The following is a 23,891-nucleotide window of genomic DNA, read 5'->3' as shown; positions in this document are numbered from 1 at the left end:
GAAGTACTGGAGTGAGCGATCCTCTGGGAACCGCGGTTCGCCGCCTGCCCATTCATTCGGGAGCATACTCCCACTATTCGGCCCACGGACAGTCCGTCCGTGGGCTCTTTTCATGTGTAGCGAGCGATAGCGGTGGCGTTCACACGCGACCGCTAGGCTTAAACGCTCGACTGCGGTACGTCCGATAGCGCCAAGGTGGCAGAGTCTGGTCAGACGCAGCGGCCTGCAGAGCCGCCCAACGCCGGTTCAAATCCGGCCCTTGGCTTTCCTTCGAACTCCGATATCCGGTAGCGATCCGCTCGTCGAATCGGATGGTCGGCGTCTGTCCGACTTCGCCTCAGAAATCGCCCGCGTCGAGCACTTCGTGCGGGATGTTCTCGTCGCGGAGTCGCGCGGTGTGTTGCGGTAGTTGATCGGCCGTAACCACCAACAGCACGTTCAGTCCTCGCACTGCGGCTTCGGCGACGGCGTCGACCGTCCCAAACCGGATGTTCGGGTGCGCGTCCGATCGTGTCGCGAGCGCGTACGCTTCGGTTCCGGCGACGGCGAGGAGGCCCTCCGAGGGGCGGGTCTCCGTGAGTACCTCCGGATCTACCGACGCGGTGTCCGTGACGGCCGGAACGGGGAGGACGGTGACGTATCCGGTTTCCTAGTCGACCACGCCTTCGAAGTCGGCGACGCCGACGGCTTCGCCGAGGCGGTGGTGACGGTGACCGCTGTCGCCGTCCCGCCCGCGGGGTTCGCATGGAGAACGCCGTCGCGCATGAGGAGTCCGACGTCGCTTCCCTCCGAGACGTCGTCCATCGCGATCGCGGTGTCGATGTCGACGCTGCCGAGGAGGTCTGAGATGACGCGATCGAGGTACGTCTCTAAGCTGTCGGTCCGAGAGATCAGCCAGTCGACGCCCTCTTTCGTCACTCCGTATCGTCCGCGCCCCTCCTTCTCGACGTAGCCGTGATCCACGAGGTCCCTGACGTAGTCGCTGACGGCCTGCGACGTCACGCCGATCGCGTCGGCAATCTCCGTTTGGCTCACCGCGGGCTGTCGGGCGGCGATCTCTACCGGGACCTGATATCGGGTTGCGTCGCGCTTGCTGTCAAGGACTTCTGGTGGCGTCGCCCTGCCGGGATCTGTCATTGCTCGTGTTCTGCAGCGCGTAATTAAAGTACTGTTGTGGGAAGCGTTCGTCAAGGTGCGTGTATCGGCTTAGCGATGGATCAGGTGAAACACTCTTTGTATCCGATCAGTATCGGTTGTCCGTTGTTCGTGTTTACTTGCGTTCTTTCGGGAGTTCATCGTCTGCCACTGGCGGATGGTTGTCGCTGAGACGGTGTTGCCGCACCGTGTCGATCGACGGTCCGTCTCGACTCTGTTTCGCGTTTCGAGAGCGCGGCTTAGTAACCGTTATACACCGGGTGACCCATGCTGGAACTATGCAACGACGCGCTGTGGCCGTGTACGCCGCGCTCTTCCTTCTCGTTGCGGGCGTGGCTGGTGTGCTCACTGCGACGGCTGAGAGTCCGGAAATCGCCCTTGAGAACCCGGATTTCGAGGTGTCGGAAGGTGATCCGGTCGAGGTCGACGGCGAGACGTATACGGTCGCCGGAATATCGGAGGAAGACTCGACGGTGATCGGGACGCTTGAGCAGGAGGAGACGACTGAACTTTCGGAGACGTGGACGAACGGGTCTACGGTCTCGGTTGATGACCGTGAGTGGACCGTTGAGATTACCGGGGATGACCCGTCTGCGTTCACGCTCGTCGAGGTGCTCGACCGACAGGCGATCCTCGAGTCTGACGACGACGCGGACAACCAGACGGTCGAGCGTGACGACGGCGAGTACGTCGCGGTCACCCAAGGCGGCGAGACGACCCTCGTCCCGGCAGACGAGTACTTCCCCGCCCCCGAGGAACGGTCGTATACCACGGGTGATTCCTTCGAGTACGACGGGGAGACCGTGACTGTCGACGAGGTCACCTCCGATCAGGCCGTGGTCGTCTGGGAGGGAACACAGACCAACACGATCGAGATCGAACAGGACACGACGGTTACGATAGGCGAGACGGAGTTCATCGCGCATTTCCCTGACGCGTCCACGATGACGCTGTCGACCGATATTGAGGGGTACGAGGCGCAGGTCGCGGAGATTGACCAGTTCGAACAGTACAACTCCGGGCTGACGCGCGTGTTGATCCTCTCGCTGTTCTCGGTCATCCTGCTGCTCTCGACGACGTTTATTCCTTCTCGGTACTGACGCCGGTATCGCCCGTTCGTCTCTCTTCGCCGGTTTTCGCTCGACTAGCTCACTCGGCTCTCGTCCGTGGTCGACGGGATTTCGCCGTTCTTGGCGCGTGCAACGTGACCGACAACGTATATCCGTCGGACTCGTTGCAAGGCGTATGACCGATACCGCGGAGAAAATACGTCAGCTCGCCCCCCACTGGGGCGTGATGTTCGTCGTGATGTTCGTGGTGTTGGCGCTCGTCGAGCGCGTCGTCGGATCGCTCTCGTTTCTCCCGTCGATGCTTCTCGTGTTCGTCGTCGCGTTCGGCTATCCGGCAGTCGTCCGGGCCCTCGGCGTTGCCCCGCCGGTCTGGAAGCGGTCCTAGCCCCTCGGTCCGACGGACTGCGTTCCGGTCCGGCTTCTCGCGGTCACTCCTCGGTGGAGTCTCGGAACGGGGCCGCAACCCGTTGGCCGTAGGTGGCCGAAACGACGCCGAGAACGAACGAGACGATCGCGGCGGCTGCGATCCACAGGGTGTTCGGGTGTTCGAGTCCGGAGTGTAGCAGTATCTCCATGCCTTTCGGTTCGCTCTGTCCGAATTAAGAGATCCGTTTCGGCGTCGGCGCCGCTTCGGGTCGGTGTTCGCTCCCGTTTCCGCCGCTTTGTGACGGGCTGGACGCTCGACCGGATAACACCGATGTCAGCCGGTGGCTCGGCGGTCCCTTTCGATTTTATACGTATCGGCCTCGTATCGGTGGTATGAGCGACGACATCCCGGCTCCGGTCACTCCGGAGCGTCCGGACGCACCGTTCCACACCACCGGTACCGATCACATCACCGTTTGGGGGAGCAACGAGGCCGACACGATCGCGTTCTACCGCGACCTGCTCGGCATGCCGCTCGTCCTCCGTCAGCCGAACCTCGACGACCCCTCGCAGACGCACCTGTTCTTCGACACCGGCGACGGGCGGATCCTGACGTTCTTCGTGAGCGATGATCGGCCGTCCGCGCGCGGCCAGCGCGCCGGCACCGGTGCCGTTCACCACCTCTGTTTCAGCGTCGACCCCGACGAGTACGAGGACATCATGGCGGCGCTCGAAGAGGCCGGGAAGGGATACAACGTGTTCGACCGAGGGATCTTCCACTCGATCTACACGCAGGACAACAACGGGCTCGTCATCGAGCTCTCCTCGGACAAGTACGAGATCCCGGACGACCGCAAGGGCGAGGTGCTCGCGACCGCCCAGCGCATCCGCGAGGAGGACGGCGCCGACTTCGCGCAGGACCGTCACATGGAGGCCGCCTTGGAGGAGCTCGGACTTCCGGTGAACAAGTACGATCTGCCCGACGCCGACGCGGGCGTCGGCGTATGAGCCGGGGATCGAAGCACTCGGGCGACGACCCGCACGCGGACGAACCGCTGGTGACCGCCGGGACCGACGTCGAGTCGGCGGACGCCGCCGTCGTCCTCGTTCACGGTCGCGGCGCGACCGCGCGCGGTATCGTCGAGTTCGGGGAGGAGATCGCGGGCGACCGCGATGTCGCGCTCTCGCCGGCGGCGAAGCCGCCGGCTGTCAGAGAGACCTTCGGTCTCTCACTACTCGCGCCGCAGGCGGCGGCGAACACGTGGTATCCGAACTCCTTCCTCGCGCCCGTCGCGGACAACGAGCCCGGCCGAAGCTCCGGGCTGCGGGCGGTCGGTCGCGCGGTCGAGACCGCGACGGACGCTGGGATTCCCGCCGAGCGCGTCCTCGTCGTCGGCTTCTCGCAGGGCGCCTGCCTCGCGAGCGAGTTCGTCGCGCAAAATCCGACCCGATACGGCGGGCTCGCGGTTCTGAGCGGCGGGCTGATCGGCGAGTCCGTCGCCGTCGACGACTACGTCTCTCGCGCGGCAGCCGCGGTCGACGGGGACGCCGCCGACGCACTCGCGGGGACGCCGGCGTTCCTCGGGTGTAGCGACGTCGACCCGCACGTCCCCGAGGAGCGGGTCCACGAGACCGCCGACGTGTTATCGGCGCTCGGCGGCGACGTCGAGACCCGGATCTACGAGGGGATGGGTCACGGGATCAACGAGGAGGAGACCGCATACGTCTCCGAGATGGTCGCGGATCTGGCGTAGACCGCGACTGGCCGCGCTGTTTCTCGCTCCGATCGTCACGCCAGCCAGTCGTCGGGTTTCGTGTCGTAGTCGACCTCGTCCGCCGCGATCCGCTCTCTGATCTCCGGGTCGAGATCGTGTTCGGTCACCTCGCCGCCGTCGTACTGGAACCGCACGCCGACCTCCTTCCCGTCCGGCTCGGTGCCTCGCCGCTTGGCGCGGCGGATGGCCTCGTCGGAGTACTCGACGCGGATCGTCGCGAGGTTCACCGGCCGTCCCCACAGCTCGAAGACGCGCTCTAAGGCGTCTGTCGCCGATTCCTCGTCGAGGGGGACTCCGTTGTACCGGTGGCCTAAGAGGAGTTCTCCCCGGTTTCGGAAGTTGCCGTCGAGCACGACGATCGTCGGCTTCCCGAAGTTCGTGAAGCGCAACAGGAGCTTCTTCCGCACGTCGTCGGCGTCGACGCTGGCGACGCGGTGCTGTTCGGTCGACCGGCTGTACTCGTAGGTGAAGTAGTTCCCCTCGCGCACGAACTCGTCGGTGAGAAACGCGTCGATGAACGTCACGTCGTTGTGGCTCTCGCGCACCTCCAGCATTCGGTCCCAGCCGGCGGTCCGGTCCACGTCGGCGAGCGCCTCGTCGACGGTCGGGTACCGATCGATGTCGAACATGTATCGCGCCCGCTCGGCCAGCGTCTCCCGCGAGACGTTCCGGAGGGCGTCCCGGTGTTCCGGCCGCGAGAGGACGTAGTGTCGCTCGGCGAGCCCCTCGCGCGTGAGCAGCTTCCACGGGTACCGCTCGATGTCCGGGCCGGCGCTGGGATCGCTCTCGCCGTCGTCGCCGGTCGTCTCCCCCTCGCTCCGGGCCGACAGCGCCCGGTCGACCGCCTCGCTGTCGACGCGCGGGTCGCCGTCGGCGGCGAGGTCGGCGAGTTCGTCGAGCGTCGCCGGTCCCGCCCCGGCGATCGCGGGATGCGGTTCGAGCGCGTCGGCGACCCGATCGAGGTCGATCCGCGAGTGGAAGTTCTCGGGCGTCACTCCCTCGACGCGGAGCAGCCTGTCGATCACGTCGCGGCGGGCGGCCCGCAGCTCCACGTGGGTCCACAGCTCGAAGCCGAGCTTGTAGGGGTTGAGTCCGGGCGAGCCGAGCACCCGGGACATGTGGTCGGCGTACGTGAGGAACTCGTCGGGACCGGCGAACCCCTCGCCGCCCATCATGACCGATTCCCAATACGTGGCCCACCCCTCGTTGAGTACCTTCGTCTGCTTCTGACCCGCGAAGTAGTACGCCTCCTCGCGGAGCGCGTCGATGACGGTCGTCTCCCACGGCTCGCGGTCGACCGCCTTCCCGCTCTCGGGGTCGTAGCGCTTCCCGTAGTCGCGCAGGAACGCGAGCACGTCCGGGCGCGGCTCCTCCGGCTCGACGCCCTCGCCCCTGGCTTCGAGCCACTCGTCGTCGAACACGTCGCGGCGCACCTCCTCGGAGAGGTCCAGCTCCGCGATTCGGTCTTCGATCGCCGCGAGCTGGTCGTCGTCGGGGTCGTTCACGTCCTCGGCTATCCCCGGCTCGTCGACCGAGCGCGCGGCGTCGACGGGGCTGTGCTGGTCGATCGTGTCCTCCAACGCGCTCACGGCGTCGATCAGGCGCTCGACCTCGTCGCGGTCGACCGCCGGGCGGTCGGCGATCGCGGCGATCCGGTCGGCGTTGCGCTCCAGCCGCGCCGCGGCGTTCGGGCCGCCCTCGCCGCGGTCGGCGTACAGCCCGAACCACCGGTTGTTCGCGAAGAAGTCCGCGTGCGCCTCGACGTGGGTGATCACCGCCTTCTGATCGGCTGGCGAGTTCGACTCTTGGAGGAACGCGTGGCTCGGGTCGTCGTTGTTGACGATCTCGAACGCCTTTCCGAGCCCGTGGCGGTCCTTCTTCCGCTGGCGCTCGTAGTTCATCCCCCACCGCCAGTGCGGATATCGTCGCTGGAAGCCGCCGTACGCGATCAGCTCGTTCATCTCGTCGTGGTCGACGACCCAGTACCGGACCGGGTACGGCTCCAACCCGAGCCGTTCGGCGAGTTCGCGGGCCGCCTCCGCGGATTCGTCGAGTGACTCCGCCTCGCGTTTCGCCTCGACGCGCTCGTCTCTCATCGGCGGCCACCCCCGTCGGTCCGGCCGCTCGCCGTCTCACCGGCGGTCGCGTCGCCGTCGCCCCCGGCTTCGGTGCTGAGGATCTCGTAGATCGCGTCGGTCACGTCGTCGGGCTCCGAGACGCGCGCGACGGCGACGTTGTCGGCGTCGCCGAGCGCGTCCTCCACCTCGTCGGCGTGGCGGGCGTTCGGTGAGGCGCCGCCCGGCTGGGTCTCCACGTACGCGTGGAGGTTGGCGTCGATCGACTCCATCATCGGGATCACCGCGTCGGTCGTGTCGCTGCCGGCGTTCTCGGAGTCGCCGGCGGCGAACACGTAGCGGTTCCACTCGCTGTAGGGGTACTCCTCTAAGATCTCCGCGACCAGCTCGTAGGCGCTGGAGATTCGGGTCCCTCCGCCCGACTGGATCCCGAAGAACTCCTCGCGGTCGACCTCCCACGCCTCCGCGTCGTGGACGACGTAGCGGAACTCCGCGGCGTCGTACTTCCCGGTCAGGTACCAGTCCATCGGGGTGAACACGCGCTCGACCAGCTCGCGTTTCGTCTCGCGCATCGAGCCCGACGCGTCTCGGACGTTGACGACGACGACGTTGCGCTCGCGCTTCTCGATCACCTCGGGGTGCCGGAACCGCTCGTCCTCCCGGCGGAAGGGGACGCTGTCGAGTCCCTCCCGGCGGATCCGGTGGGTGACGGGCTCGCGGTCGACCTCGTCGTCGAGCGCCTCGAAGCTCTCCCAGCGGTCGAGCGCTTCCACCGGCTCGCCGTGATCGTCGGCCGCGGTGGCGGCCGCGTCGGCGATCCACGCCCGCGAGACGGGGACCCCCTGGCCGCGCGCCCACGCGAACACGTCGTCCACGTCGGCGCCGGCGACGTGGAGTCCCTCGCGGACGTACGCCTCGTCGAAGTCGGTCGCGAGGTAGCGCTTCAGCCCGCGCTTGAAGAACTCGTCGACGTCGAGGGTGCCGCGGGGCCCGGCGCGGGCGGTGTCGGTGAAGTCGCCCTCCACCTCCTCGACCACGCGCTTCCCCTTCGGTTCGAGGTCGAGCCCCAGCTCCTCGTCGAGTTCGCGCGCGAACTCCTCCGGGTCCATCTCGTAGTACTCGTGCTCGCCGCCCTCCTCGCCCGGATCGCCCTCCTCGTCGCCGTCGTCGGGGTCGGGCTCGACCGGCTGGCCGGGCTGGGGCTGGCCGCCCTGTCCCTGCCCGACGCCGCCGGCCTCCCGCTGATCGTACTCGAACTCGGGGAGGTCGACGATCTTGACGGGAATCCGGACCCGATCGGGGCCGGAGCCGCCCAGATCGCCGTGGCTAATGAACTCCGCGAGGTCCTCGCGGCGCTCCTCGCCCACCTCGCGGAACCGCTCGCGGTCCTCGGTCAGTCCCACGTCCGACCACCTCCGTTCCGGCCGCCGCGGTCGCCTCCGGGGCGGTCCGAGGCGTCCGCGTCGGGTACGTCGCCGTCGGCGGTCAGGCTCGCCCACTCGTCGCGGACGCTCCGCATCACGGCGCGGCTCGTCAGCTCGGCCGACGCGGGGCTGTATCCTCGGTCGACGAGCCGGTCGATCGCGGCCGCCTTCGCGCGCTCCGTCTCGGTGTCGGCCGGCGGGTCGGCCCACTCGGCGGGGTCGAGGTCCGGGAACCGCCGCTTCACGTCCGCGAGGTCGTTCGACTCCAGCACCGCCTTCAGCTCCGGGATCTCGCCGAGATCGACGTCGTCGACGCTGAACGCGTCGCCGCGGTTCCGCCACGCGTATCGGGTGAGCGCGCGGATCACCCGCTCGCGTCGGAACGTTGCGACCGACTCGCTGGGGTCGTTCCCGCGGTAGTCGCTCTCGTCGAACCGGCCGAGCGTCTCCGTCTCGAACACCTTCATCGCGAGCGCGTCCGGCTCCTCCGGGCCGCGCTCGGTCTCGACCGGCTCGTCGGCGTCCCACGCGTACACGTGCTCGACGTACTCGGCCACGGTGGCCTCCGAGACAGTCTCAGTCGCGAGGATCGCGTCGACCACGTCCGCCCGCTGGCGCTCGCGCACGCGCTCGGCGACGGGCGTCTTCCGGCTCTCGAACTCCGCTACCTCCGACCGCGAGAACACCGGCGCGTCGGAGAGCCCCTCGGCCATCGCGTCGAGCACGTCCGTCGGGGTAACCACCCTCTCGACCGGCAGTTCCGGGTGGCTGCGGTCGGCGTCCGACCCGAGCAGCTCCGCGACGACGTCGCGGACGTAGGTGACCGGGACCCCGTTCCGGCCGTCCCCGTCGCCGAACTCGATGTCGTCGACGGTGATCCGCTGCTCTTCGTCGCTTCGCTCGCGCCGGATCTCGCCGCTCTCGTACAGGTCGGCCTTCTCGACGAGGTCGATCCCCGCCGGGAGGTCGTCGGTGTCGAGCCGCGTGACGACCGCGTACAGCGCGGCCGCCCCGACCGCGTGGGGGGCGAGCTCGCGCTCCGTGACGCCGCCGCCGCCGTCGCGGACCCCGATCGTGAGGGCCGCGGCGCCGGGCTCGCTCGCGGGGTCACGGGCCGGGTCGTCGTCGCGCTCGTCCGGGGCGGTTGAGACGTCGGTCTCCCCGTCGCCTTCGACCCCGTCGACCGTCGGCACGCCTCGCGGCCCGCCGACCTCGCGGCGCAGCAGCTCCGCCTCCAACCGCCGGTTCGTGAGGTAGCGGAACTCGTGGCGTGTGAGCCGTCGCTTCAGCGCCTTCAGCGGGTCCGCCCCCTCGCGCTCGGCGTGGCGGTCGAGCTCGGCGTCGAGGTCGGGGTTCGAGATGACGATCAGCTGCGTGTCCAGGTCCATCCCGATCCCCTTGTCGAGCTTCACGCGCCGCTCGTCGGGGACGTTGAGGAGCCGGCGGAGGAGGTCGGCGTGCTGGCTGGCGTCCTCGACGACCGTCGCCACGCCGTTCCCCTGCGAGAGCACGCCGTCGTAGCTGAACGCCTGCGGGTTCTTCCGGCCGCGCGAGTCGAGCTCGCGGAGCATGCCGCCCATCCACGAACCGACGAGCCGCTCCTTCGGGCTCCCGTCGTCCTCGGCGTGGAGCACGCCGATCCCCTCGCCCACGTCGACGACGTAGCTCGTCACCCGCAGGTGGTCGCGGTCGGTGATCGCCGAGAACAGGTCCCGTCGTCCCTCGTCGCGGTACACCGATTCGAGGTGGTCGTACGCCTCGCGGCTGAACGGGTCGAGGTCCACGTCGGCCGCGATCGGGTAGGCGTCGTCGTCGACGGCCTCGGCGATCGACTCCCGGACCGGCTCGGGGAACACCGAGAGGGGATGCGTTTGGACGGGGCTCCGGTACCACGCCCCGGCGTCTCCGCCGTCCCCGTACGAGAGCGACGCGGCGCCCGCTCCGCCCCCGCCCCCGACGCCGGTCCCGGCTCCGGTGACGTTCCACTCCACGGTGTAGCGCCGGCCGGCCTCGGTCTTCGAGAACTCCCGGAGGCCGTTCACCAGACACCGCTTGAACTCCGACTTCCCGGTGGCCGTGGGGCCGTCGATCCAGACGATCGTCTCGTCGTTGCCGCGCCCCGCGGCGGCGGCCCGGAGGTCGTCGACGAACGAGTTGAGCGCCGCGGTGTTGCCCAACACCGCGTGTTCCCCGTCGTTGAACGGGTCGTCGAAGAAGCGGTACCGCTCCAGCCGCTCGCCGCGCTCGCGGACCTCTCGGGTCCCCTGCGACTCGACGGCCGCGAGGAGGTACCGCGCGCCGGAGGCGGCCGCGGTCGGGTCGTCCAACACCCGATCGACGTACTCGTCGAGGCTCATCGGCGGGTCGTACGCCCCCCGAAGCGCCTCGTCGGCGTCGCGGACGAACGCGTCCCCGTCCGGCGTCTCGCGCTCGCTCATTTCAGCCCCCACCGTCTTCGATCTCGGAGCGGGCGACGGCCGCGCCAGCGTACTCCAACACCTCGGCGGCGCCGTCCTCGGAGTAGCCGCGGTCGACGAGGGCGTCGACCCACGCGCTCCGCTCCTCGTCGTCGAGGTCGGTCGCAGAGACCAGCGCCGAGAAGTTGATGTTGTGCTTTTTGTCCTCCCAGAGCTTGCGCTCTAAGGCGCGCCGGAGCCGGTCGTTCTCCCGCGGGTCGAAGCCGCGTCCCTCGCGGGCGCGCCGCGAGACCCAGTTCGACACCTCCTGCCGGAAGTCGTCCTTGCGGTCGGAGGGCACGTCGAGCTGTTCCTCGACCGCGCGCAGGAACGTCTCGTCCGGCTCGGTCTCGCGGCCGGTGAGCTCGTCGTCGACGGTGGCGTCGTCGATGTACGCCATCACGTGGTCCATGTACTTCTCGCCCTGTCGACGGAGCTCGTCCACGTCGTACGCCAACGCGTGACGCACGTCTTCGATTGCGCGCTCGCGGTACTCCTCGCGGACGGTCTCTAAGAGCCGTTCGTAGCGGTCGAGTTCCGACTCGTCGATCGAGCCGTGACCGCCGAGGTTCGCCTCGAAGTGGTCGAAGACGGACAGCGGCGAGAGGTAGTTGCGGTCGCGGTGAGTGGCGTCCATGATCGCCTCGGCGATCTCGTCGCCGACGAACCGCGCGGAGATGCCGTCCATCCCCTCGCCCACGTCGGCGGACTCGGCGGCGTCCTCGCGGAGCTTCCGGCGGTCGATCTCCTCGTCCTCTAACTCGCCGTTGTACACCTTCGCCTTGTCGAGGAGACTCACCGTCTCGTCCGTCGGCTCCTCCAGCCGGGTGAGCACGCCGAAGAGCCCGGCCATCTCTAAGGCGTGCGGCTCGACGTGGACGTTGGGCACGTCGGCGTTGTCGAGCATCTTGCGGTAGATCTCCGACTCGCTCTCGTACTCCAACACGTAGGGGTAGTCGATCCGCTTGGTGCGGTCGTTGAACGCCTCCATCTTCTCGTCGCCCGTCTTCTCGCGGTACTCCGGCATGTTCGTCCGACCGACGATCACCTGGTCGATGTCGATCCGCGGGTTGTTCTTCGGCTTGATCGTCGACTCCTGGGAGGCGTGGAGGAAGTCGTAGAGGAACTCCCGCTGGAGTTTGAGCAGTTCCTCGCCGGAGAACAGCCCGCGGTTGGCGTTACAGAACGCGCCGGCGTAGTCGAACGCGCGCGGGTCGGACTCGCCGTAGACGGCGAGCTTCGCGTAGTTGACGTCGCCGGTGAGCTCCGTCTCGTCCTGGTTCTTCTTGTCCTTCGGTTCGAACGTCTCGATGCACTCCCGGCGGTTCTCGTCGGCGACGAGCCGGACGACCTCGACGTGTTCGTCGAGGACGCGCTCCAAGTCGTCGTCGTAGTGCGCGAGCAGCTCGTTCAGGTAGAACTCCGAGGCCGGGTCCGGGTGTTGGTCGTTCCGGAGGGTGTACGGGGCGTCGAGCCGCTCGTTGATCTCGGCGATCACGTCTTCACGCTGGGGGCGCGGGATGAGCACGAGCGGGTCCTGGTTCATCGGCGACCGCACCACGTCGTCGCCGGGGTCTTGGTCGTCGATCACGGAACAGAGGTCCACCCAGCGGAAGGTGTACATCCGGCCGGCCTCCTCGCGGGTGTACGCCTCGAAGTACCGGCGGACCAGCCAGTCGAAGTGCGACTTGCCGGACCCGACGGGGCCCAAGAGGAGCTTGATCCGCTTTTCCGGACCGAGCCCGCGGGCACCGGACTTCACCTTGTTGACGAACTCGTGGATCGCCTCGTGGACTTCCCGGCCGTAGAAGACGTTCTCGCCGTCGTGAAGCGGGTCGTCCGCGGCGAGCCCGTACTCGACGACGCCGCGCTCCTCGTCGTATCGGGTGCCGTAGTGATCGAACATGTCCGCGACGCGCTGGTGAGCGTTCCGCGCGATCCGCGGCTCCTCGTACAGCGCGTCGAGGTACCAGTCGAACGAGCGGGGTTCCCGGAGGTCGTCCGGGACGTTCGTCCGGTACTCCTCGCTGAGCCGTTCGAGCGTGTGTCGGTTTGGCATTGTATCACGTCGCTCGGACGGGCGAGCGGCCTCGCGCCCGCACCGCGGTCGATCAGCGGCCCGGCGTCGCTGTCGCCCCGCGCTGGAGAGCGGCGCGGCTCTCCGTGCCGGAACGACGGCTCATGAAGCCGCGAACGCCGCTGTCGTCGAGAGGGACCCGACGCGGGTCGCCGTTTCGCCCGTAACCGAGGCTATATGTATGGGAGGGATTCTCACTCATAAGTGTGTCGGTAGTTCACACACGACACATATCCGCGAATCCGTCTGCGCCATGCGGTTTTGTCTCCAGATCCGGGCGTAATCGGCACGCAGCGGGCATAAAACGGAGGTGTGTGATCGCAGATCGATCTCGTGACCGGTCGGAACCGGAAACGCCGCCCCCGGAGCGCAGTCTTTTGCCGGTCCCCGCCCCACGACCGGTGTGACGTTCAGCATCTGCGTTCGCGAGCGGTACACGGACGACGACGGCGGCGACCAGATCCGGTACGGCGTGGCGGTGACCACGCGCCTGCCCGGAGTCGGGACGCTGTGTCCGTTCGCGTCGGCGGACGGCGCGGTGGCGACCCAGTCGCTCGTCAACGTCGAACTGGGGCGGAAGGGGATCGAGTACCTCGGCGACGGGCTCGCGGTCGACGACGCCTTGGAGGCCCTCCTGAACGCCGACGAGGGGAAGCCCCAGCGCCAGCTCCACGGCGTCGACGCCGACGGGACGTTCGCGTTCTCCGGCGACGAGTGCAACGACTGGTACGGCCACGTCGTCGGCGAGAACTACACCGTCGCGGGCAACCTCCTGACGGGGGGGGACGTGATCGACGACGCCGCGGCCGCCTACGAGTCGGACGCCCACGGCGACGCCCCGCTGGCCGAGCGGCTGATCGACGCGCTCGCGGCGGGCCACGAGACTGGCGGCGACAAGCGGGAGGACCTGGAAGTGCAGTCCGCGGCGCTACAGGTGACGAACACGGAGACGGAGACCGACGACCCGTACTACAACGACCTCCGCGTCGACGCGAGCGAGACGCCGATCGCAGATCTCCGAGAGACGTACGAGACCGCCAAGCGCGGCTACGAGACCGTGTTAGAGAAGTACGCGGACGGGGAGTAGCGATCGGCGCCGGCTCGTCACACGTCCAGCCGCGCGAGGATCGGCAGGTGATCCGAGGGGTACCGCCCCCGGTCGTCGCGGTCCGCGAGGGTCGCGAACGCCCCGACGTCCACCTCGGGCGACACGAGGGCGTGGTCGATCCGGCGCCCGTCGATCAGTCGGGCGAAGTCGGTGAGACTCGTCTCCGGGCCGTGCCGGAGGTCGGCGGCCGCGGCCGCGTCGCGGAGCGCGATCCCGGGACCGTCCGTCGCGGCGTTCGAGCCCGCCTCCGAACCGTCGCCGACGAGGGCCCGGTGCGGATCCGACCCCGGCGTGCAGTTGAGGTCGCCGACGAGCACGACCGGGGGCGTCGAGACGGGGTCGCTCGTGTCCGCCCCCGCGATTTCCGGGAGTCGCTCACGGAGCAGTCGCGCCGATTCGCGGCGCGCGTGGGCGCTGACGTGGTCGAAGTGCGTGTTGACGACGAGGAGCGCGGTGTCGTCGCCGACCGCTCGGACCCGAGCCCACGTCGCGATCCGCGGGTAGTCCGCGCCCCAGTCGGTCGACTGCTCGTCCGGCGTCTCGGAGAGCCAGAACGTGTCGCTGTCGGCGATCTCCCAGCGGTCGGCTCGGATCCCGATCGGACACCCCTCTCCCTCGCCGTCGGCCTCGCGCCCGCGCCCGACGAACTCGTAGCTCGGGAGTCGCTCGCGGAGGTCTTCGCGCTGATCGGGCAGCGGCTCCTGAAAGGCGGCGACGTCCGGTCGGTGGAAGCGGACGACCCGCCCGACGGCGTCCCGGCGATCGTGCCACGCGTCGTGGTGGTCCCCGCCGTTGGCGTAGCGGACGTTGTAGCTCAGCACCCGGATCGCGGTCATTGTCGTGGTGTCACAGGCGAGGCGATTAAAAGGCGCGGAGCGATCGCTCGTGCCGTTTATAAGTAAATCCTGATCGCGCCCGCTTACGCCGAGAACTCGTACAGCTCGTCGCCGACGTGGTGGATCGACTCGACGACCTTCCCGCTGTCGCCGGCCATGTCGTCGCCGTCGACCATCGCGCGGCCGACGGCGAGCACCTTCTCGTGCGTCTCCTCGGCGACCACGACGAGGTCCCCCTCGCGGATCTCCGGGTCGGCCTCGACGATACCGGGTCGCATCACGTCGGCGCCGTCGGAGACGAACGAGATGGCGCCCGCGTCGACCGTGACGATCCCCGTCTCCGGCTCGTAGTCGTTCGCGCCCCGCACGGTGAGGAACGGCTCGTCGTCGTCGACGTAGAAGACGGCCGGGTCGCCGTCGACCAACACGAGCTCGTAGTTCGCGTCCACGAACTCGACGAACTCGAAGGTGTCCCCGTCGATGTCGACGCCGAGGTGGTCGGCGACCGCCTCGCGGATCGCCGTGATGTCGTCGCTCCGGAGGTGGTGCCGCGATTTCACTTCCATGCCCGCCCAGTCGGCCGCTCGGCCGATAAATGGACCGCTCCGTTGGCAGTCGTCGGAGATTAGCGCCCCGGCACCCCGGTGTCGAGGCCCTCTCACGCAGTTGGACCGATCAAAACGGCCTTAAACCACCTCTTCATATCCGTTTGTATGCTCAATCCGCTTATCACGACGATCGCGAACCCGCCGGCGATCGTCCTCGCGGTGGTCGCGACGCTGCTCGTCGTCCTCGTCGGGTCGCTGAAGGGGACGGGTTGGGAGCCGACGACGGACATCTCGGATGAGGTACTCCAAAAGCGAGCCGCCGCCGTGCCCGAGACCGAGTTCCCCGAGCCGGGGAACCGCTCGATCGGCGGCGGTGGCGGCGGCGGGGCGATTCCCGCCGGCGGCGACGGCGAGGAGGGCGAGCTGGAGGACGGTGACGCCGGCGGCTCCGGTCCCGGCGACATCCCCGAAGACGAGGTCGAGTACTTCGAGGTCGAGTTCGTCAAGCAGGGCGAGACCGTCGAACTCTCCAACAACGAGCCCATCCTCGAACAGGGCGAAGACGAGGGGTGGGACCTCCCGTACGCCTGTCGCCAGGGCCAGTGCGTCTCCTGCGCCGGGCGGATCGCCGACGGTCCCTCCGAGGACTTCGTCGAGCACGACAACCAGCAGATGCTCGAAGAGGCCGAAATCGACGACGGCTACACCCTGACCTGCGTCGCGTACCCCCGCGACTCCTTCAGCATCGAGACCGGCGAGGCGCCGTAGGCGTCGCGCTCTCCGGCTGGTATCTCGCTGCTCTCTGTTTCACCCCCCGTTTCGTCCCTCGCCCGCTCGCGACACCCTTTTTCTCCTCTCGACCGAACGATCGGTATGTCCGTCACCACGGTCCTCGGCGTCGGGATCGCCACCTTCCTCGCCGCGGTCGCGGCCGCGCTCGTCTACCGGGACGCCGACCGCGTCGGCGTCGACCTCGGATCGCCGCTCCTGTGGACCGCCTTCGTGCTCGTCACGTCCGGCGTCGCCGTGACCACCGCCCTCCTCGTCCCCGACGCGCCGATCCCCGGCGTGCTCGTGGTCGCGGCGCTGGGGCCGCTTCTGTACCTCCTCGAACGCGACGACTCGATGCACGGCGACGGCCCGGCGGACCCGACGCGGCTTCCGAGCGACGGGGAAGATGCGGACCGCCCGGACGAGTAGCCGGCGGGTAATCGAAACCCGTTCCGAACACCCGCTCCCGGGGGATCGACGATGACACAGTTCCTTTCTCGGATTTTCCGTGCTCGCAAACCGCAAGCTTCCATAGGCTCGGCCGCGAAGGTACAGTAATGAGCGACGAGAGCCTCGCGGACCGGGTCGAGGAGTGGATGGTCGGACAGATGCCGATCATCCAGATGCACGGCGGTACGAGCGTCGTGCGCGAGGCGGACGCCGAGACCGGCGAGGTCGTCGTCGAGCTCGGCGGCACCTGCTCCGGCTGCGGCATCTCGAACATCACCGCCGACAACATCCGCCGCGACCTGATCATGGACTTCGACGAGGTGGAGAACGTGACGGTCCGAAGCGCCTCCTCCGGCGATCAGGGCGCCTCCACCGTCGAGGGCGGCCGCGGCGGCGAGCTGAAACACGAGACCGAGTCCGCGAACCACTTTTAAAGCACCCCGCCGGACGCTCGCGTCGACCCTCACAGCGGCGTGAACGGGAGCGCCGCGAGCGGGCCGCGGTCGTCGCCGGCCTCCCCCTCGTCGGTCCCCTCTTTCAGAGCGCGTTCTCCAGCGCCGACGCCACGCTCCGCGCCTTCTCCGCCAGCGGCTTCGGCACCTCGCCGGCCGCCTCCGCCTCCCGGAGTTCGTCGTCGTCGACGCGCTCGACGGTCCCGTCGGGGAGCTTCACCACGTCGACGTGGAGGTCCACGTAGCGCGCGGCGTCAGGGAACACCTCGACCGGGGTACAGACGTTGACGTAGGTCCCGCGCACCGTCCCGTCGCGCCCGCGGTACGTCGTCGGGTACCACCACCGGCCCTCCTTCAGGCTCGTCTCCGCCACGTCGCCGGCCTCGCGCGACACGTCCAGCCCGTCGTAGGTGCCGCCGCCGGTCATCTCGCGCTCGACCGCGACCGAGCCGTCGGCGTCGACCGCGGTCACCGTCGCCTCTCCCAGCGTGATCAGCCGGCCGTCGGGCTTCCCGTGTTCGAGCCGGAGCGCGTCGCCCTCGGCCGGGCCGAACGCGTCCGTCACGACTCCGAACGGGAACTGAGCGTCGGCGTCGGGCTCGCAGAGCGCCTCCGCGAGGTCGACGCCCGCGGACGCGTCCGCCGACCCCGCCTTCACGCGGTGGTGGCCCGGCATCGTCGCGGTCGCCTCGCGGCGACGGTCGTCGAGCGCGAACCGGCTCGCGCGCCCGAACCACACCCAGACGCCCGCGTTCGGGGTCGCCAGCGGTTCCTCGCGGACGAGATCCGACCCGTCGAGGACGCCGGTACCCCCGGCCGCATCGACGGCGTCGTCGAGCCCCTCCGCGGCCGCGACTCCCCGGTCGAGTCCGGCCCGAAGCTCCTCGGTGCCCGCGTCGACTGCGGGGGGTTTCCAGACGGCGCGCCAGCCCTCCGGCGGCTCCAACCCGAGCAGGTCGAGCATCCCCGACAGCTCTCGGGCGGCCTCGTCGTTCCGCACGTCGACGCGGGTTCCCGAGCCCGGTTCGAGCGCGACGAGCCCGCCGTCCGCCCGCAGCGACCCGTCTAGCTCGGGGCGGCGGTCCGTCCACGGCGCCGCGGACTCGCGGACCTGCACCCGGACCGGGTCGCCCGTCTCGATTCGGTCGTCGACGCTTCCGTACGGGAGGTATCCCTCGGCGGTCCCCGCGGAGCCTCCGGCGCCAGCCTCCTCACCGTCGCCGACCCGAAGCCGTACCACCGCCCCCCCGCCGAGCGTCTCGGTCACTTCGCCGTCGAGGACGGTTCCGGGCGGCGTCGGGTCGCTCCACGCCAGCGCGTCGAGCCCGGCCTCGGTCAGGAGGTCGCGGAGGGAGGCCACCGCGTCCGGCTCGCCGTGCGCGCCGACGCCCTGCCGGTCTTCGGTCGTCGCGATCCGCGCGTCGGGAGCCCCGCTTCCGAACTCGGCCTCGAAGCGTCGCCTGATCGGCGGCGAGGCGTCGACGACCTCGTGGCTCGCGTCGAGCAGGGCCCGCGTGAGCGCCGTCGCGTAGATGCCGCGCACCCGGGCCTTCATAGCTCGTCGGGGTCGCGCGCGAACCGGACGCGGTCGTGGACGGTCGCGCCGAGCGAGAGCTCGACGAGGACGGGCGTCTCGTCGTCGTTCTCGCCGTCGGATCCCGCTTCGCCGTCGTCTCTCGCTTCGCCGTCGGATCCCGTCTCCGCCGTCCGCAACACCCGCCCGCCCTCGACCGGGACCCCCCAGCCGTCGAGCGAGAGGTAGCCGCGGAGGTCGCTCCCGTGGGTGAACAGATCCACGTCGGCCGTCGCGTGCTCCTGTGTATCCGCCGCGCTGTGGGCCATCTCCATGTCGGAGTAGTAGGACCCCGCCGGCGCGAAGAACTCCCGGAGGCGGTCGGCGTCCTCGTCGACGAGTTCGGCGACTCGATCGGACGCCGTCGCGATCGCGTCCGTGTCGAGCCCCGCCTCGCGGAGGGCTCGCTGGGTCCGTGCGTCGAAGTGCATACCGACCCTTCGGACGCCGCGGTTTCAATCCTGTCGGCCTCCGTCGAGCCGACGTGACCGGATTAGTCGCGCTTGCTCCCACCCGAAATCCCGCCACGGCTTAAGTCACTTCGGTCCGAACCGGGCGACATGTCATCACGGTCGGACCCGGTCGAATCGCGCTCCGACGGCGACCGAGACCTCTACGACATCGCCACGTGGGAGGAGCGCACCTCCCTCGACGGTCTCTCCGTCGCGTTACACTGGCTCATCACCCGGTCGGCGAAGGCGCTCGTCGTCTTCGTCGCGCTCCTCGGGCTCCTCGCGATTCTCGGCTCTTTCGGGCTCGGACTGGTCTTCGACCCGGCGGTCGCGATGCTCGTCGGGCTCTCGGCGATCCCGGCGCTCGGCCTCGCGGCGTACGTATACGTCTCCGACGTGACCACCGGAGAACCGCTCTCCCTACTGGTGGCGACGTTCCTCCTGTCGATCCTGACCGCGACGTTCGCGGCGCTCCTCAACAGCGTCGCGCAGCCGTACTTCGACCCGTTCGGGTTCCCCGGGCTCGTCCTCTTCTTCTTCGTGATCGTCGGCCCGATCGAGGAGTCGGTGAAGCTGCTCGCGGTCCGGCTGTACGCGTACACCGACGACCGGTTCGACGCGGTCATCGACGGCGCGGTGTACGGCGCGATCGCCGGACTCGGGTTCGCCGTCATCGAGAACCTGGTGTACATCGCGCAGACCGTCGAGATCGCCGAGCTGTCGCTCGGCCTCGCCGCGCTCGGCGCGGGCGACGGGATCGCCGCGCTGCGCGCGCTGGCCGGCCCCGGACACGTCATCTACTCCGCGTTCGCCGGGTACTACCTCGGGCTCGCGAAGTTCAACCCCGAGAACCGCGGCCCGATCGTCGTGAAGGGGCTCGTCATCGCCGCCGTGATCCACGCGCTGTACAACTCGCTGGTCGGGCCGGTCACGACCGTGCTCTCGCTGGCGACCGGGCTCCCGCAGGTCGCCGCGCTGTTCGTCTTCGTGATCCTGTTTCAGGGGGCGTTCGGGTACGTCCTCCTGCGGAAGCTCCGCCGGTACCGGGACGCGTACCTCGAGACGCGGGACGCGGTCGATCCGGGTATCGAGCCCGAAATGACCGAGTTCGAGGACTGAACGGCTCCGCCGCCGACTCGACGACCCGCTCCCCGCCGGTCCGTTTCCCCTCGACTCACCCCTTATCCTGGCGGCGACTCCACTCGCGATCGGTCGCCCGTGCCGCCGGTGAGCGCGCTCGCGAGCGCGCCTTTCACGACCACCTCGTCGCCGAGATCGGTGATCCGCACCTCGGGGACGTTGATGAACACCATGTCGGCGAGCTTCTCTCGGATCGGGTCGAGCACCAGTTCGGGGTTGTTGAGCGCGACCGCGCCGCCGACGCTCACGACCAGCGGGGCGTACGCGTGGATGACGTTGGCAACTCCCATGGCGTTCCAGTGGGCGACCTGATCGATCACGTGGTCGGCGAAGGTGTCCTCGCCGGCCGCCTCGAACACGTCGATCGCGGAGAAGTCGGGGTCCTCGATCGGGAGAACGGTTTCGACCGGGTCCTCTGCGTGGAGTTCGCGGGCGTACTTCGGGATGTTGTTGCCCGAGCAGTACCCCTCCCAGTGGCCGTCGAGCCCGCACCCGCAGGTCATGAAGCCGTGCGGATCGACGGTCATGTGGCCCACCTCGCCGGCGTTGCCGTCCCACCCGGAGAGCACGTTGCCGTCGACGGCGACGCCCGCGCCGATCCCCGAGGAGATGGTGAGATACACCATGTCGTCGGGGTTGCGCTCGGAGTGGAACCGCTCGCCGATGACGCCGGCGATGGTGTCGTTGTGGAGGTGGACCTCGTCGGTCTCCAACAGCTGCGAGACCGGGCCGACGAGGGGGATCCGTTCGACGGTGTCCGGGAGGTTCGCCGGCCCCTGCACGACGCCGGCCGCCAGATCGAGGGGACCGATCGAGCCGATCCCGGCCGCGACGGCCGCGGTCGGGTCGATTCCGGCGGTATCGCACGCGCCGCGGATCACGCCGAGGACGGCCTCGGTGACCGCGATCCCGTTCGGCCCGCGCGGGGTCCCCCGCGAGTCGGATCCGAGAATGGTCGCGGTCTCGTCGCCGACGACCGCCCGGACGTTGGTCGCGCCGAGGTCGACGCCCACGTAGTACATCGGGTAAACCCGCGAACCGGTATCACTTAAGCGGGACGCTTCAGGAGGACACTCGCCGGGGTGCACCCTCTCTGTCTCGCAAATATCCGGCGATTCGGGGGGTTAAAAGAAGAACGCGCGATTACGACGCCGAGCGCACGAACGTCACCGGGCACGGCGACGAGAGGATGACCTCTTGGGCGACGCTCCCGAAGACGGCCTTCCCGGTCGGCGACCGGCGGCGCCCGCCGACGACGACGCGGTCGGCGCCGACCGCCGACGCCGCCTCGACGACTTCGTCGGCGTGGTCGCCGACCGCGCCGCGGACCGAGTGCGACACGCCGGCCTCGGTGAGCGTCTCCGAAAGCGCCCGCGTAGTCGTGTGTCGCTCGGCGACGGCGTCGGGGGTCGACCCCTCGCTCGTCTCGTCGACGCCCAGCCGCGATCTGACCGCATCGAACTCCTCGTCGGTGAACACGTGGGTCAACACGACCTCCGCGCCCGCGGGCTCAGCCACCGCGATGGCCTCCTTCGCGAGCTGCTCGGTTCGTTTCTCGTCTTCTGTTCCGACCGCTAGCATGACTGTCTCGATGCTCATACTTCCCCTTCGCTCCCCGGCGGCTTAAAACCTCCGAATAATTAACTCGATTCTGAATAAACTTTTCTACCGATCGATCCTGACACTCGCTGGACCGACGGCGCCGCCGCTCGCGACGCGCCGAAACCGTCGAAAACCGGGATCGCCGAGAGCGAACTCTCCGTTCAGTAGTCGGGCGCGTCGTCCTCGACTTCGCGCTTCAGCGAGTCGCGCCGAGACTTCGCGTCGCGTCCGGTCGCCTCCAGCAGGAACTCGTTTTTCGCGTCGACCGCGTCGGCGGCGGCGTCGGCGTTCCCCTCCGCGATGACATCCTCGGCGGGACGCTCCTCGAAGTGCACAGCGAGCTTGTCCTTTTTGCCACCGTACTCGGCCGCACCGGCCACAATGCGGTCGAAAACGGGGTTTTCGGGGTCCTCGACGACGTACAGTTCGTGACCCTGCCACTCCTCCGTATCGGTAATCTCGCCGAAGTACTCCTCGACGGAGCCTTTCAGGTCGGGCATGCGATCGTCCAGATGCTCGCCGCGGCGCATCTTATACTCCTTCATGCCGCGTTCGTTCGTCAGGGGGCCGTAAACCAGTTTCGTCACGGGGTCTTCGTCCGGTTCGCCGCCGGATCGAGACCGGCGCGCGGCCGAGCGTTCGGGGGTGGAGGCGCTCGCGACGGGTCCGCGCTCAGATCGGTCTCTCGTCGACGTACCCGCGCTTACACTCGGGACAGATGTCGCCCGCGCGCATGGAGTTACCGTCGGCGGCGCGGGTCATCTCGCACTCAGGGCAGTAGTACTCCGTCGTCACCTCGGAGGTCGACGTCTCGAGGTCGGGACTGTCGCCGCGGGTGATCCCGGCGCCCTCGTCGACCGCGCCGCCGGCCCCGGCCGCTCCGTCCGCCTCGCCCGGCGTCTGCGCCGGCGCCTCGACGTACTCCGCGTCCTCGTCGCCGGCCGGTGAATCGGCGGTCTCGGGCGTGAGCCCGCCGCCGAACTCCACGTCGCCCGCGTCGCCGTCGCCGACCTCGGCGCTGAACCCCTCGTCCTCGCCGCCGTGTTCGGGCCACGGCGTCGTCTCTCCCTCGCCCTCGTCCGACTCGTCCACGTCGGGCCACGCGCCGCGCTCGCGGTCGTCCGCGGATTCGTCCTCCTCGTCGAGGATCACGCCGTCGTCGGTCTCGGCGCGCTCCTCGTCGGCGGGCGCGTCCGTCGTCTCGGCCTCCGGGTACGCCGCGTACTCGCCGTCGTCGCGTTCGAGGCCGTTCCCGCCGTCGAGATCGCTCTCGCGGTCCCCGGTGTGGCCCGCGCCCGACGGCCCGTCATCGATCAGCTCTGCGTCGTCATCCTCGGCGGCCGCGTCCGGATCCACGTCCGCCTCCGTGCCCGCGACCGGCGTATCCGGATCGCCCGGTTCCGCTTCCGCGGGCCCGGCATCCATCGCCCCGGGCTCCGCGGGGCCGTCGGCCGCGTCGTCGGTCTCTGACCCGTCGTCGATGATCACGGCGTCGTCGCCGCCGATGTCGCCGCCGTCATCGAGCCCGACCGCGGCCGCAGTCCCCGCGTCGGTTCCGAATTCGGTGCCGTCGGAGCCGCCCTCCTCGACGCCGGTTCCGGGCGTTTCGCGCCCCGGTCCGGCGTCGCGCCCCGTTAGCTCGTCGCCCGCGGCGGTGGCCTCGTCGGTCAGTTGTTCCATCGTCGTGACCTCGGTGTTCTCGCTGACCACCTGCGTCTCGCCGCAGCGAGCGCAGGTCTTCACCTCGGTGACGGTGGTGACGACCTCGTTCCCGTCCTCCTCGCGCTCGCGCCGTAGTTCGGGCTCGTCGAAATCGTGCCCGAGCAGACACCTGAGTCCCATTACGCTTCACCTGCGGTTCCGAGGGTAAAAAACGCCCCGTCCGTCGTCCGACGCCCGGCAGACGGGATTCGCGCCGGAGCGAGAGCACTCTATTGCCTCCCGCGGGACAGTCCGGTCGCGCCGTCCGACGATCGGGTTGCCGTCCCCGACGACTCTTTGTGGCTCGCTCACGTACCACTCGATCGTCCATGCCGACCGTATCCTACCAAGGAGAGGAGATCGAGTGCGAGAAAGGCGCCGTGCTACGCGACGTGCTGGCGGAGGCCGGCCTCTCCGTGTACAACGGCAAAATGAAGCAGCTCAACTGCCGCGGTGCGGGATCATGTGGATCCTGTGCGGTCCAGGTCGACGGCGAGGTGAGCGATCCCGGTAAAAAAGAGAAGGCTCGCCTCTGGTTCCCGCCACACCACCCGAGTCACGACGTTCGCCTCGCGTGTCAGACGAAAGTCGAGGGCGACGTCGAGGTGACGAAGGGTCGCGGACTCTTCGGGCAGCACATCTGATTCAGTGGTCACGCTGCGCTACGTTTTCTATACCGAACCACGCCCGCCGCCGTCGCTCGTCGTCGCGGCCCACCTGCCTCTCCCGTGGCGCCTCGATCGGCGGCAGCGACGCTCAGTGTCGTAATAAGGGCCCGCGTCGGACGTGAATCCGGGGCGGGCAGAAGTCTCGTTGTCGCGTGTCAGAGTCGCGTTCGGCGTCAGCCGGACCGACCCACC

The 23,891-nt window shown here is 68.9% G+C and carries 23 protein-coding genes, 1 tRNA gene and 1 pseudogene; 11 read left to right on the top strand and 14 right to left on the bottom strand.

All coding sequences use genetic code 11. The features are described 5' to 3' along the window. The first annotated feature begins 189 nt into the window (after positions 1 to 189). A tRNA-Cys gene (locus FGL94_RS15490) sits at positions 190 to 265 on the top strand. A 72-nt stretch (positions 266 to 337) separates the two neighbouring features. Here the strand turns inward: FGL94_RS15490 and FGL94_RS15485 are convergent. Next, a pseudogene (locus tag FGL94_RS15485) lies at positions 338 to 1,137 on the bottom strand (DUF7839 domain-containing protein). 311 nt (positions 1,138 to 1,448) lie between these two features. On the opposite strand from FGL94_RS15485, the gene FGL94_RS15480 reads away from it, so the two are divergent. Both FGL94_RS15480 and FGL94_RS15475 read left to right on the top strand, forming a co-directional pair. Further along, complete coding sequence (locus tag FGL94_RS15480; protein ID WP_144927346.1) at positions 1,449 to 2,255, top strand: hypothetical protein; 807 nt, start codon at positions 1,449 to 1,451, stop codon at positions 2,253 to 2,255. Between the two features lie 145 nt (positions 2,256 to 2,400). After that, entirely contained in the window at positions 2,401 to 2,610 is a 210-nt protein-coding gene (locus FGL94_RS15475; RefSeq protein WP_144927331.1) for a hypothetical protein, read from the top strand. A gap of 43 nt (positions 2,611 to 2,653) precedes the next feature. On the opposite strand, the gene FGL94_RS18430 is transcribed toward FGL94_RS15475, so the two are convergent. Further along, positions 2,654 to 2,800: a hypothetical protein gene (locus FGL94_RS18430; RefSeq protein WP_186313432.1), complete on the bottom strand. Its 147-nt coding sequence runs from the start codon at positions 2,798 to 2,800 to the stop codon at positions 2,654 to 2,656. Positions 2,801 to 2,984: 184 nt separating this feature from the next. On the opposite strand from FGL94_RS18430, the gene FGL94_RS15470 reads away from it, so the two are divergent. Both FGL94_RS15470 and FGL94_RS15465 read left to right on the top strand, forming a co-directional pair. Continuing rightward, complete coding sequence (locus FGL94_RS15470; RefSeq protein WP_123624277.1) at positions 2,985 to 3,599, top strand: VOC family protein; 615 nt, start codon at positions 2,985 to 2,987, stop codon at positions 3,597 to 3,599. Next, positions 3,596 to 4,345 (top strand): alpha/beta hydrolase, encoded by a 750-nt coding sequence (locus FGL94_RS15465; RefSeq protein ID WP_144927328.1) that lies wholly within the window; start codon positions 3,596 to 3,598, stop codon positions 4,343 to 4,345. The genes FGL94_RS15470 and FGL94_RS15465 overlap by 4 nt, the downstream gene beginning before the upstream one ends. Before the next feature lie 35 nt (positions 4,346 to 4,380). Here the strand turns inward: FGL94_RS15465 and FGL94_RS15460 are convergent, their stop codons facing one another. From FGL94_RS15460 to FGL94_RS15445, 4 genes are read right to left on the bottom strand one after another with little or no spacing between them, the layout of a single operon-like run. Continuing rightward, positions 4,381 to 6,462: a SpoVR family protein gene (locus FGL94_RS15460; protein WP_144927325.1), complete on the bottom strand. Its 2,082-nt coding sequence runs from the start codon at positions 6,460 to 6,462 to the stop codon at positions 4,381 to 4,383. Continuing rightward, positions 6,459 to 7,844 (bottom strand): DUF444 family protein, encoded by a 1,386-nt coding sequence (locus tag FGL94_RS15455; RefSeq protein ID WP_144927322.1) that lies wholly within the window; start codon positions 7,842 to 7,844, stop codon positions 6,459 to 6,461. Before FGL94_RS15455 ends, FGL94_RS15460 begins: the two co-directional genes overlap by 4 nt. Then, complete coding sequence (locus FGL94_RS15450) at positions 7,835 to 10,303, bottom strand: PrkA family serine protein kinase (RefSeq protein WP_144927319.1); 2,469 nt, start codon at positions 10,301 to 10,303, stop codon at positions 7,835 to 7,837. The genes FGL94_RS15455 and FGL94_RS15450 overlap by 10 nt, the downstream gene beginning before the upstream one ends. A 1-nt stretch (position 10,304) precedes the next feature. Continuing rightward, complete coding sequence (locus FGL94_RS15445; RefSeq protein ID WP_144927315.1) at positions 10,305 to 12,380, bottom strand: PrkA family serine protein kinase; 2,076 nt, start codon at positions 12,378 to 12,380, stop codon at positions 10,305 to 10,307. Positions 12,381 to 12,801: 421 nt separating this feature from the next. Between FGL94_RS15445 and FGL94_RS15440 the strand changes: the two genes are divergently transcribed. Beyond that, a complete protein-coding gene (locus FGL94_RS15440; RefSeq protein WP_144927311.1) occupies positions 12,802 to 13,485 on the top strand; it encodes a DUF1028 domain-containing protein in 684 nt (227 codons plus the stop codon). Positions 13,486 to 13,502: 17 nt separating this feature from the next. On the opposite strand, the gene FGL94_RS15435 is transcribed toward FGL94_RS15440, so the two are convergent. Both FGL94_RS15435 and FGL94_RS15430 read right to left on the bottom strand, forming a co-directional pair. Next, the gene (locus FGL94_RS15435; RefSeq protein WP_144927308.1) at positions 13,503 to 14,342 is read right to left on the bottom strand and encodes an endonuclease/exonuclease/phosphatase family protein; all 840 of its coding nucleotides are present in this window, start codon (positions 14,340 to 14,342) and stop codon (positions 13,503 to 13,505) included. An 83-nt stretch (positions 14,343 to 14,425) separates the two neighbouring features. Further along, on the bottom strand, positions 14,426 to 14,908 hold the full coding sequence (locus FGL94_RS15430; protein WP_144927305.1) for an RNA-binding protein: 483 nt from the start codon (positions 14,906 to 14,908) through the stop codon (positions 14,426 to 14,428). A 147-nt stretch (positions 14,909 to 15,055) separates the two neighbouring features. Between FGL94_RS15430 and FGL94_RS15425 the strand changes: the two genes are divergently transcribed. The 3 genes from FGL94_RS15425 (at position 15,056) to FGL94_RS15415 (ending at position 16,545) form a co-directional block, all read left to right on the top strand. Continuing rightward, on the top strand, positions 15,056 to 15,658 hold the full coding sequence (locus FGL94_RS15425) for a 2Fe-2S iron-sulfur cluster-binding protein (RefSeq protein WP_144927302.1): 603 nt from the start codon (positions 15,056 to 15,058) through the stop codon (positions 15,656 to 15,658). Between the two features lie 105 nt (positions 15,659 to 15,763). Beyond that, positions 15,764 to 16,090, top strand: coding sequence for a hypothetical protein (locus FGL94_RS15420; protein WP_144927299.1), 327 nt, complete (start codon positions 15,764 to 15,766; stop codon positions 16,088 to 16,090). 128 nt (positions 16,091 to 16,218) lie between these two features. After that, the gene (locus FGL94_RS15415; RefSeq protein WP_008005609.1) at positions 16,219 to 16,545 is read left to right on the top strand and encodes a NifU family protein; all 327 of its coding nucleotides are present in this window, start codon (positions 16,219 to 16,221) and stop codon (positions 16,543 to 16,545) included. Positions 16,546 to 16,648: 103 nt separating this feature from the next. On the opposite strand, the gene FGL94_RS15410 is transcribed toward FGL94_RS15415, so the two are convergent. Both FGL94_RS15410 and FGL94_RS15405 read right to left on the bottom strand, forming a co-directional pair. Then, positions 16,649 to 18,118 (bottom strand): DUF402 domain-containing protein, encoded by a 1,470-nt coding sequence (locus tag FGL94_RS15410; protein ID WP_144927295.1) that lies wholly within the window; start codon positions 18,116 to 18,118, stop codon positions 16,649 to 16,651. Continuing rightward, on the bottom strand, positions 18,115 to 18,567 hold the full coding sequence (locus FGL94_RS15405) for a DUF7532 family protein (protein WP_144927292.1): 453 nt from the start codon (positions 18,565 to 18,567) through the stop codon (positions 18,115 to 18,117). The genes FGL94_RS15410 and FGL94_RS15405 overlap by 4 nt, the downstream gene beginning before the upstream one ends. A gap of 129 nt (positions 18,568 to 18,696) precedes the next feature. Between FGL94_RS15405 and FGL94_RS15400 the strand changes: the two genes are divergently transcribed. Next, positions 18,697 to 19,707 (top strand): PrsW family intramembrane metalloprotease, encoded by a 1,011-nt coding sequence (locus FGL94_RS15400; RefSeq protein ID WP_144927289.1) that lies wholly within the window; start codon positions 18,697 to 18,699, stop codon positions 19,705 to 19,707. Positions 19,708 to 19,769: 62 nt separating this feature from the next. On the opposite strand, the gene FGL94_RS15395 is transcribed toward FGL94_RS15400, so the two are convergent. From FGL94_RS15395 to FGL94_RS15380, 4 genes are all read right to left on the bottom strand, one after another. Next, on the bottom strand, positions 19,770 to 20,750 hold the full coding sequence (locus tag FGL94_RS15395) for an ROK family protein (protein WP_144927286.1): 981 nt from the start codon (positions 20,748 to 20,750) through the stop codon (positions 19,770 to 19,772). A 121-nt stretch (positions 20,751 to 20,871) separates the two neighbouring features. Then, positions 20,872 to 21,327 (bottom strand): universal stress protein, encoded by a 456-nt coding sequence (locus FGL94_RS15390; protein WP_144927283.1) that lies wholly within the window; start codon positions 21,325 to 21,327, stop codon positions 20,872 to 20,874. Between the two features lie 164 nt (positions 21,328 to 21,491). Further along, positions 21,492 to 21,875: a DUF5611 family protein gene (locus FGL94_RS15385; RefSeq protein WP_144927343.1), complete on the bottom strand. Its 384-nt coding sequence runs from the start codon at positions 21,873 to 21,875 to the stop codon at positions 21,492 to 21,494. A 127-nt stretch (positions 21,876 to 22,002) separates the two neighbouring features. After that, the gene (locus FGL94_RS15380; RefSeq protein ID WP_144927280.1) at positions 22,003 to 23,172 is read right to left on the bottom strand and encodes a DUF7093 family protein; all 1,170 of its coding nucleotides are present in this window, start codon (positions 23,170 to 23,172) and stop codon (positions 22,003 to 22,005) included. A 188-nt stretch (positions 23,173 to 23,360) separates the two neighbouring features. Between FGL94_RS15380 and FGL94_RS15375 the strand changes: the two genes are divergently transcribed. After that, a complete protein-coding gene (locus tag FGL94_RS15375) occupies positions 23,361 to 23,675 on the top strand; it encodes a 2Fe-2S iron-sulfur cluster-binding protein (protein WP_144927277.1) in 315 nt (104 codons plus the stop codon). Positions 23,676 to 23,891 lie beyond the last annotated feature (216 nt).

This window comes from Halorubrum salsamenti, assembly GCF_007671685.1.
GTDB classification, from domain to species: Archaea; Halobacteriota; Halobacteria; order Halobacteriales; family Haloferacaceae; genus Halorubrum; species Halorubrum salsamenti.
This window is presented reverse-complemented; position numbering and strand designations above follow the sequence as displayed.

Excerpts from the sequence above, each read along its gene's own strand:
- FGL94_RS15475 (WP_144927331.1), top strand. The coding sequence starts at position 2,401 with ATGACCGATACCGCGGAGAAAATACGTCAGCTCGCCCCCCACTGGGGC.
- FGL94_RS18430 (WP_186313432.1), bottom strand. The coding sequence starts at position 2,800 with ATGGAGATACTGCTACACTCCGGACTCGAACACCCGAACACCCTGTGG.
- FGL94_RS15470 (WP_123624277.1), top strand. The coding sequence starts at position 2,985 with ATGAGCGACGACATCCCGGCTCCGGTCACTCCGGAGCGTCCGGACGCA.
- FGL94_RS15465 (WP_144927328.1), top strand. The coding sequence starts at position 3,596 with ATGAGCCGGGGATCGAAGCACTCGGGCGACGACCCGCACGCGGACGAA.
- FGL94_RS15460 (WP_144927325.1), bottom strand. The coding sequence starts at position 6,462 with ATGAGAGACGAGCGCGTCGAGGCGAAACGCGAGGCGGAGTCACTCGAC.
- FGL94_RS15450 (WP_144927319.1), bottom strand. The coding sequence starts at position 10,303 with ATGAGCGAGCGCGAGACGCCGGACGGGGACGCGTTCGTCCGCGACGCC.
- FGL94_RS15445 (WP_144927315.1), bottom strand. The coding sequence starts at position 12,380 with ATGCCAAACCGACACACGCTCGAACGGCTCAGCGAGGAGTACCGGACG.
- FGL94_RS15435 (WP_144927308.1), bottom strand. The coding sequence starts at position 14,342 with ATGACCGCGATCCGGGTGCTGAGCTACAACGTCCGCTACGCCAACGGC.
- FGL94_RS15430 (WP_144927305.1), bottom strand. The coding sequence starts at position 14,908 with ATGGAAGTGAAATCGCGGCACCACCTCCGGAGCGACGACATCACGGCG.
- FGL94_RS15425 (WP_144927302.1), top strand. The coding sequence starts at position 15,056 with ATGCTCAATCCGCTTATCACGACGATCGCGAACCCGCCGGCGATCGTC.
- FGL94_RS15420 (WP_144927299.1), top strand. The coding sequence starts at position 15,764 with ATGTCCGTCACCACGGTCCTCGGCGTCGGGATCGCCACCTTCCTCGCC.
- FGL94_RS15415 (WP_008005609.1), top strand. The coding sequence starts at position 16,219 with ATGAGCGACGAGAGCCTCGCGGACCGGGTCGAGGAGTGGATGGTCGGA.
- FGL94_RS15410 (WP_144927295.1), bottom strand. The coding sequence starts at position 18,118 with ATGAAGGCCCGGGTGCGCGGCATCTACGCGACGGCGCTCACGCGGGCC.
- FGL94_RS15405 (WP_144927292.1), bottom strand. The coding sequence starts at position 18,567 with ATGCACTTCGACGCACGGACCCAGCGAGCCCTCCGCGAGGCGGGGCTC.
- FGL94_RS15400 (WP_144927289.1), top strand. The coding sequence starts at position 18,697 with ATGTCATCACGGTCGGACCCGGTCGAATCGCGCTCCGACGGCGACCGA.
- FGL94_RS15395 (WP_144927286.1), bottom strand. The coding sequence starts at position 20,750 with ATGTACTACGTGGGCGTCGACCTCGGCGCGACCAACGTCCGGGCGGTC.
- FGL94_RS15390 (WP_144927283.1), bottom strand. The coding sequence starts at position 21,327 with ATGAGCATCGAGACAGTCATGCTAGCGGTCGGAACAGAAGACGAGAAA.
- FGL94_RS15385 (WP_144927343.1), bottom strand. The coding sequence starts at position 21,875 with ATGAAGGAGTATAAGATGCGCCGCGGCGAGCATCTGGACGATCGCATG.
- FGL94_RS15380 (WP_144927280.1), bottom strand. The coding sequence starts at position 23,172 with ATGGGACTCAGGTGTCTGCTCGGGCACGATTTCGACGAGCCCGAACTA.
- FGL94_RS15375 (WP_144927277.1), top strand. The coding sequence starts at position 23,361 with ATGCCGACCGTATCCTACCAAGGAGAGGAGATCGAGTGCGAGAAAGGC.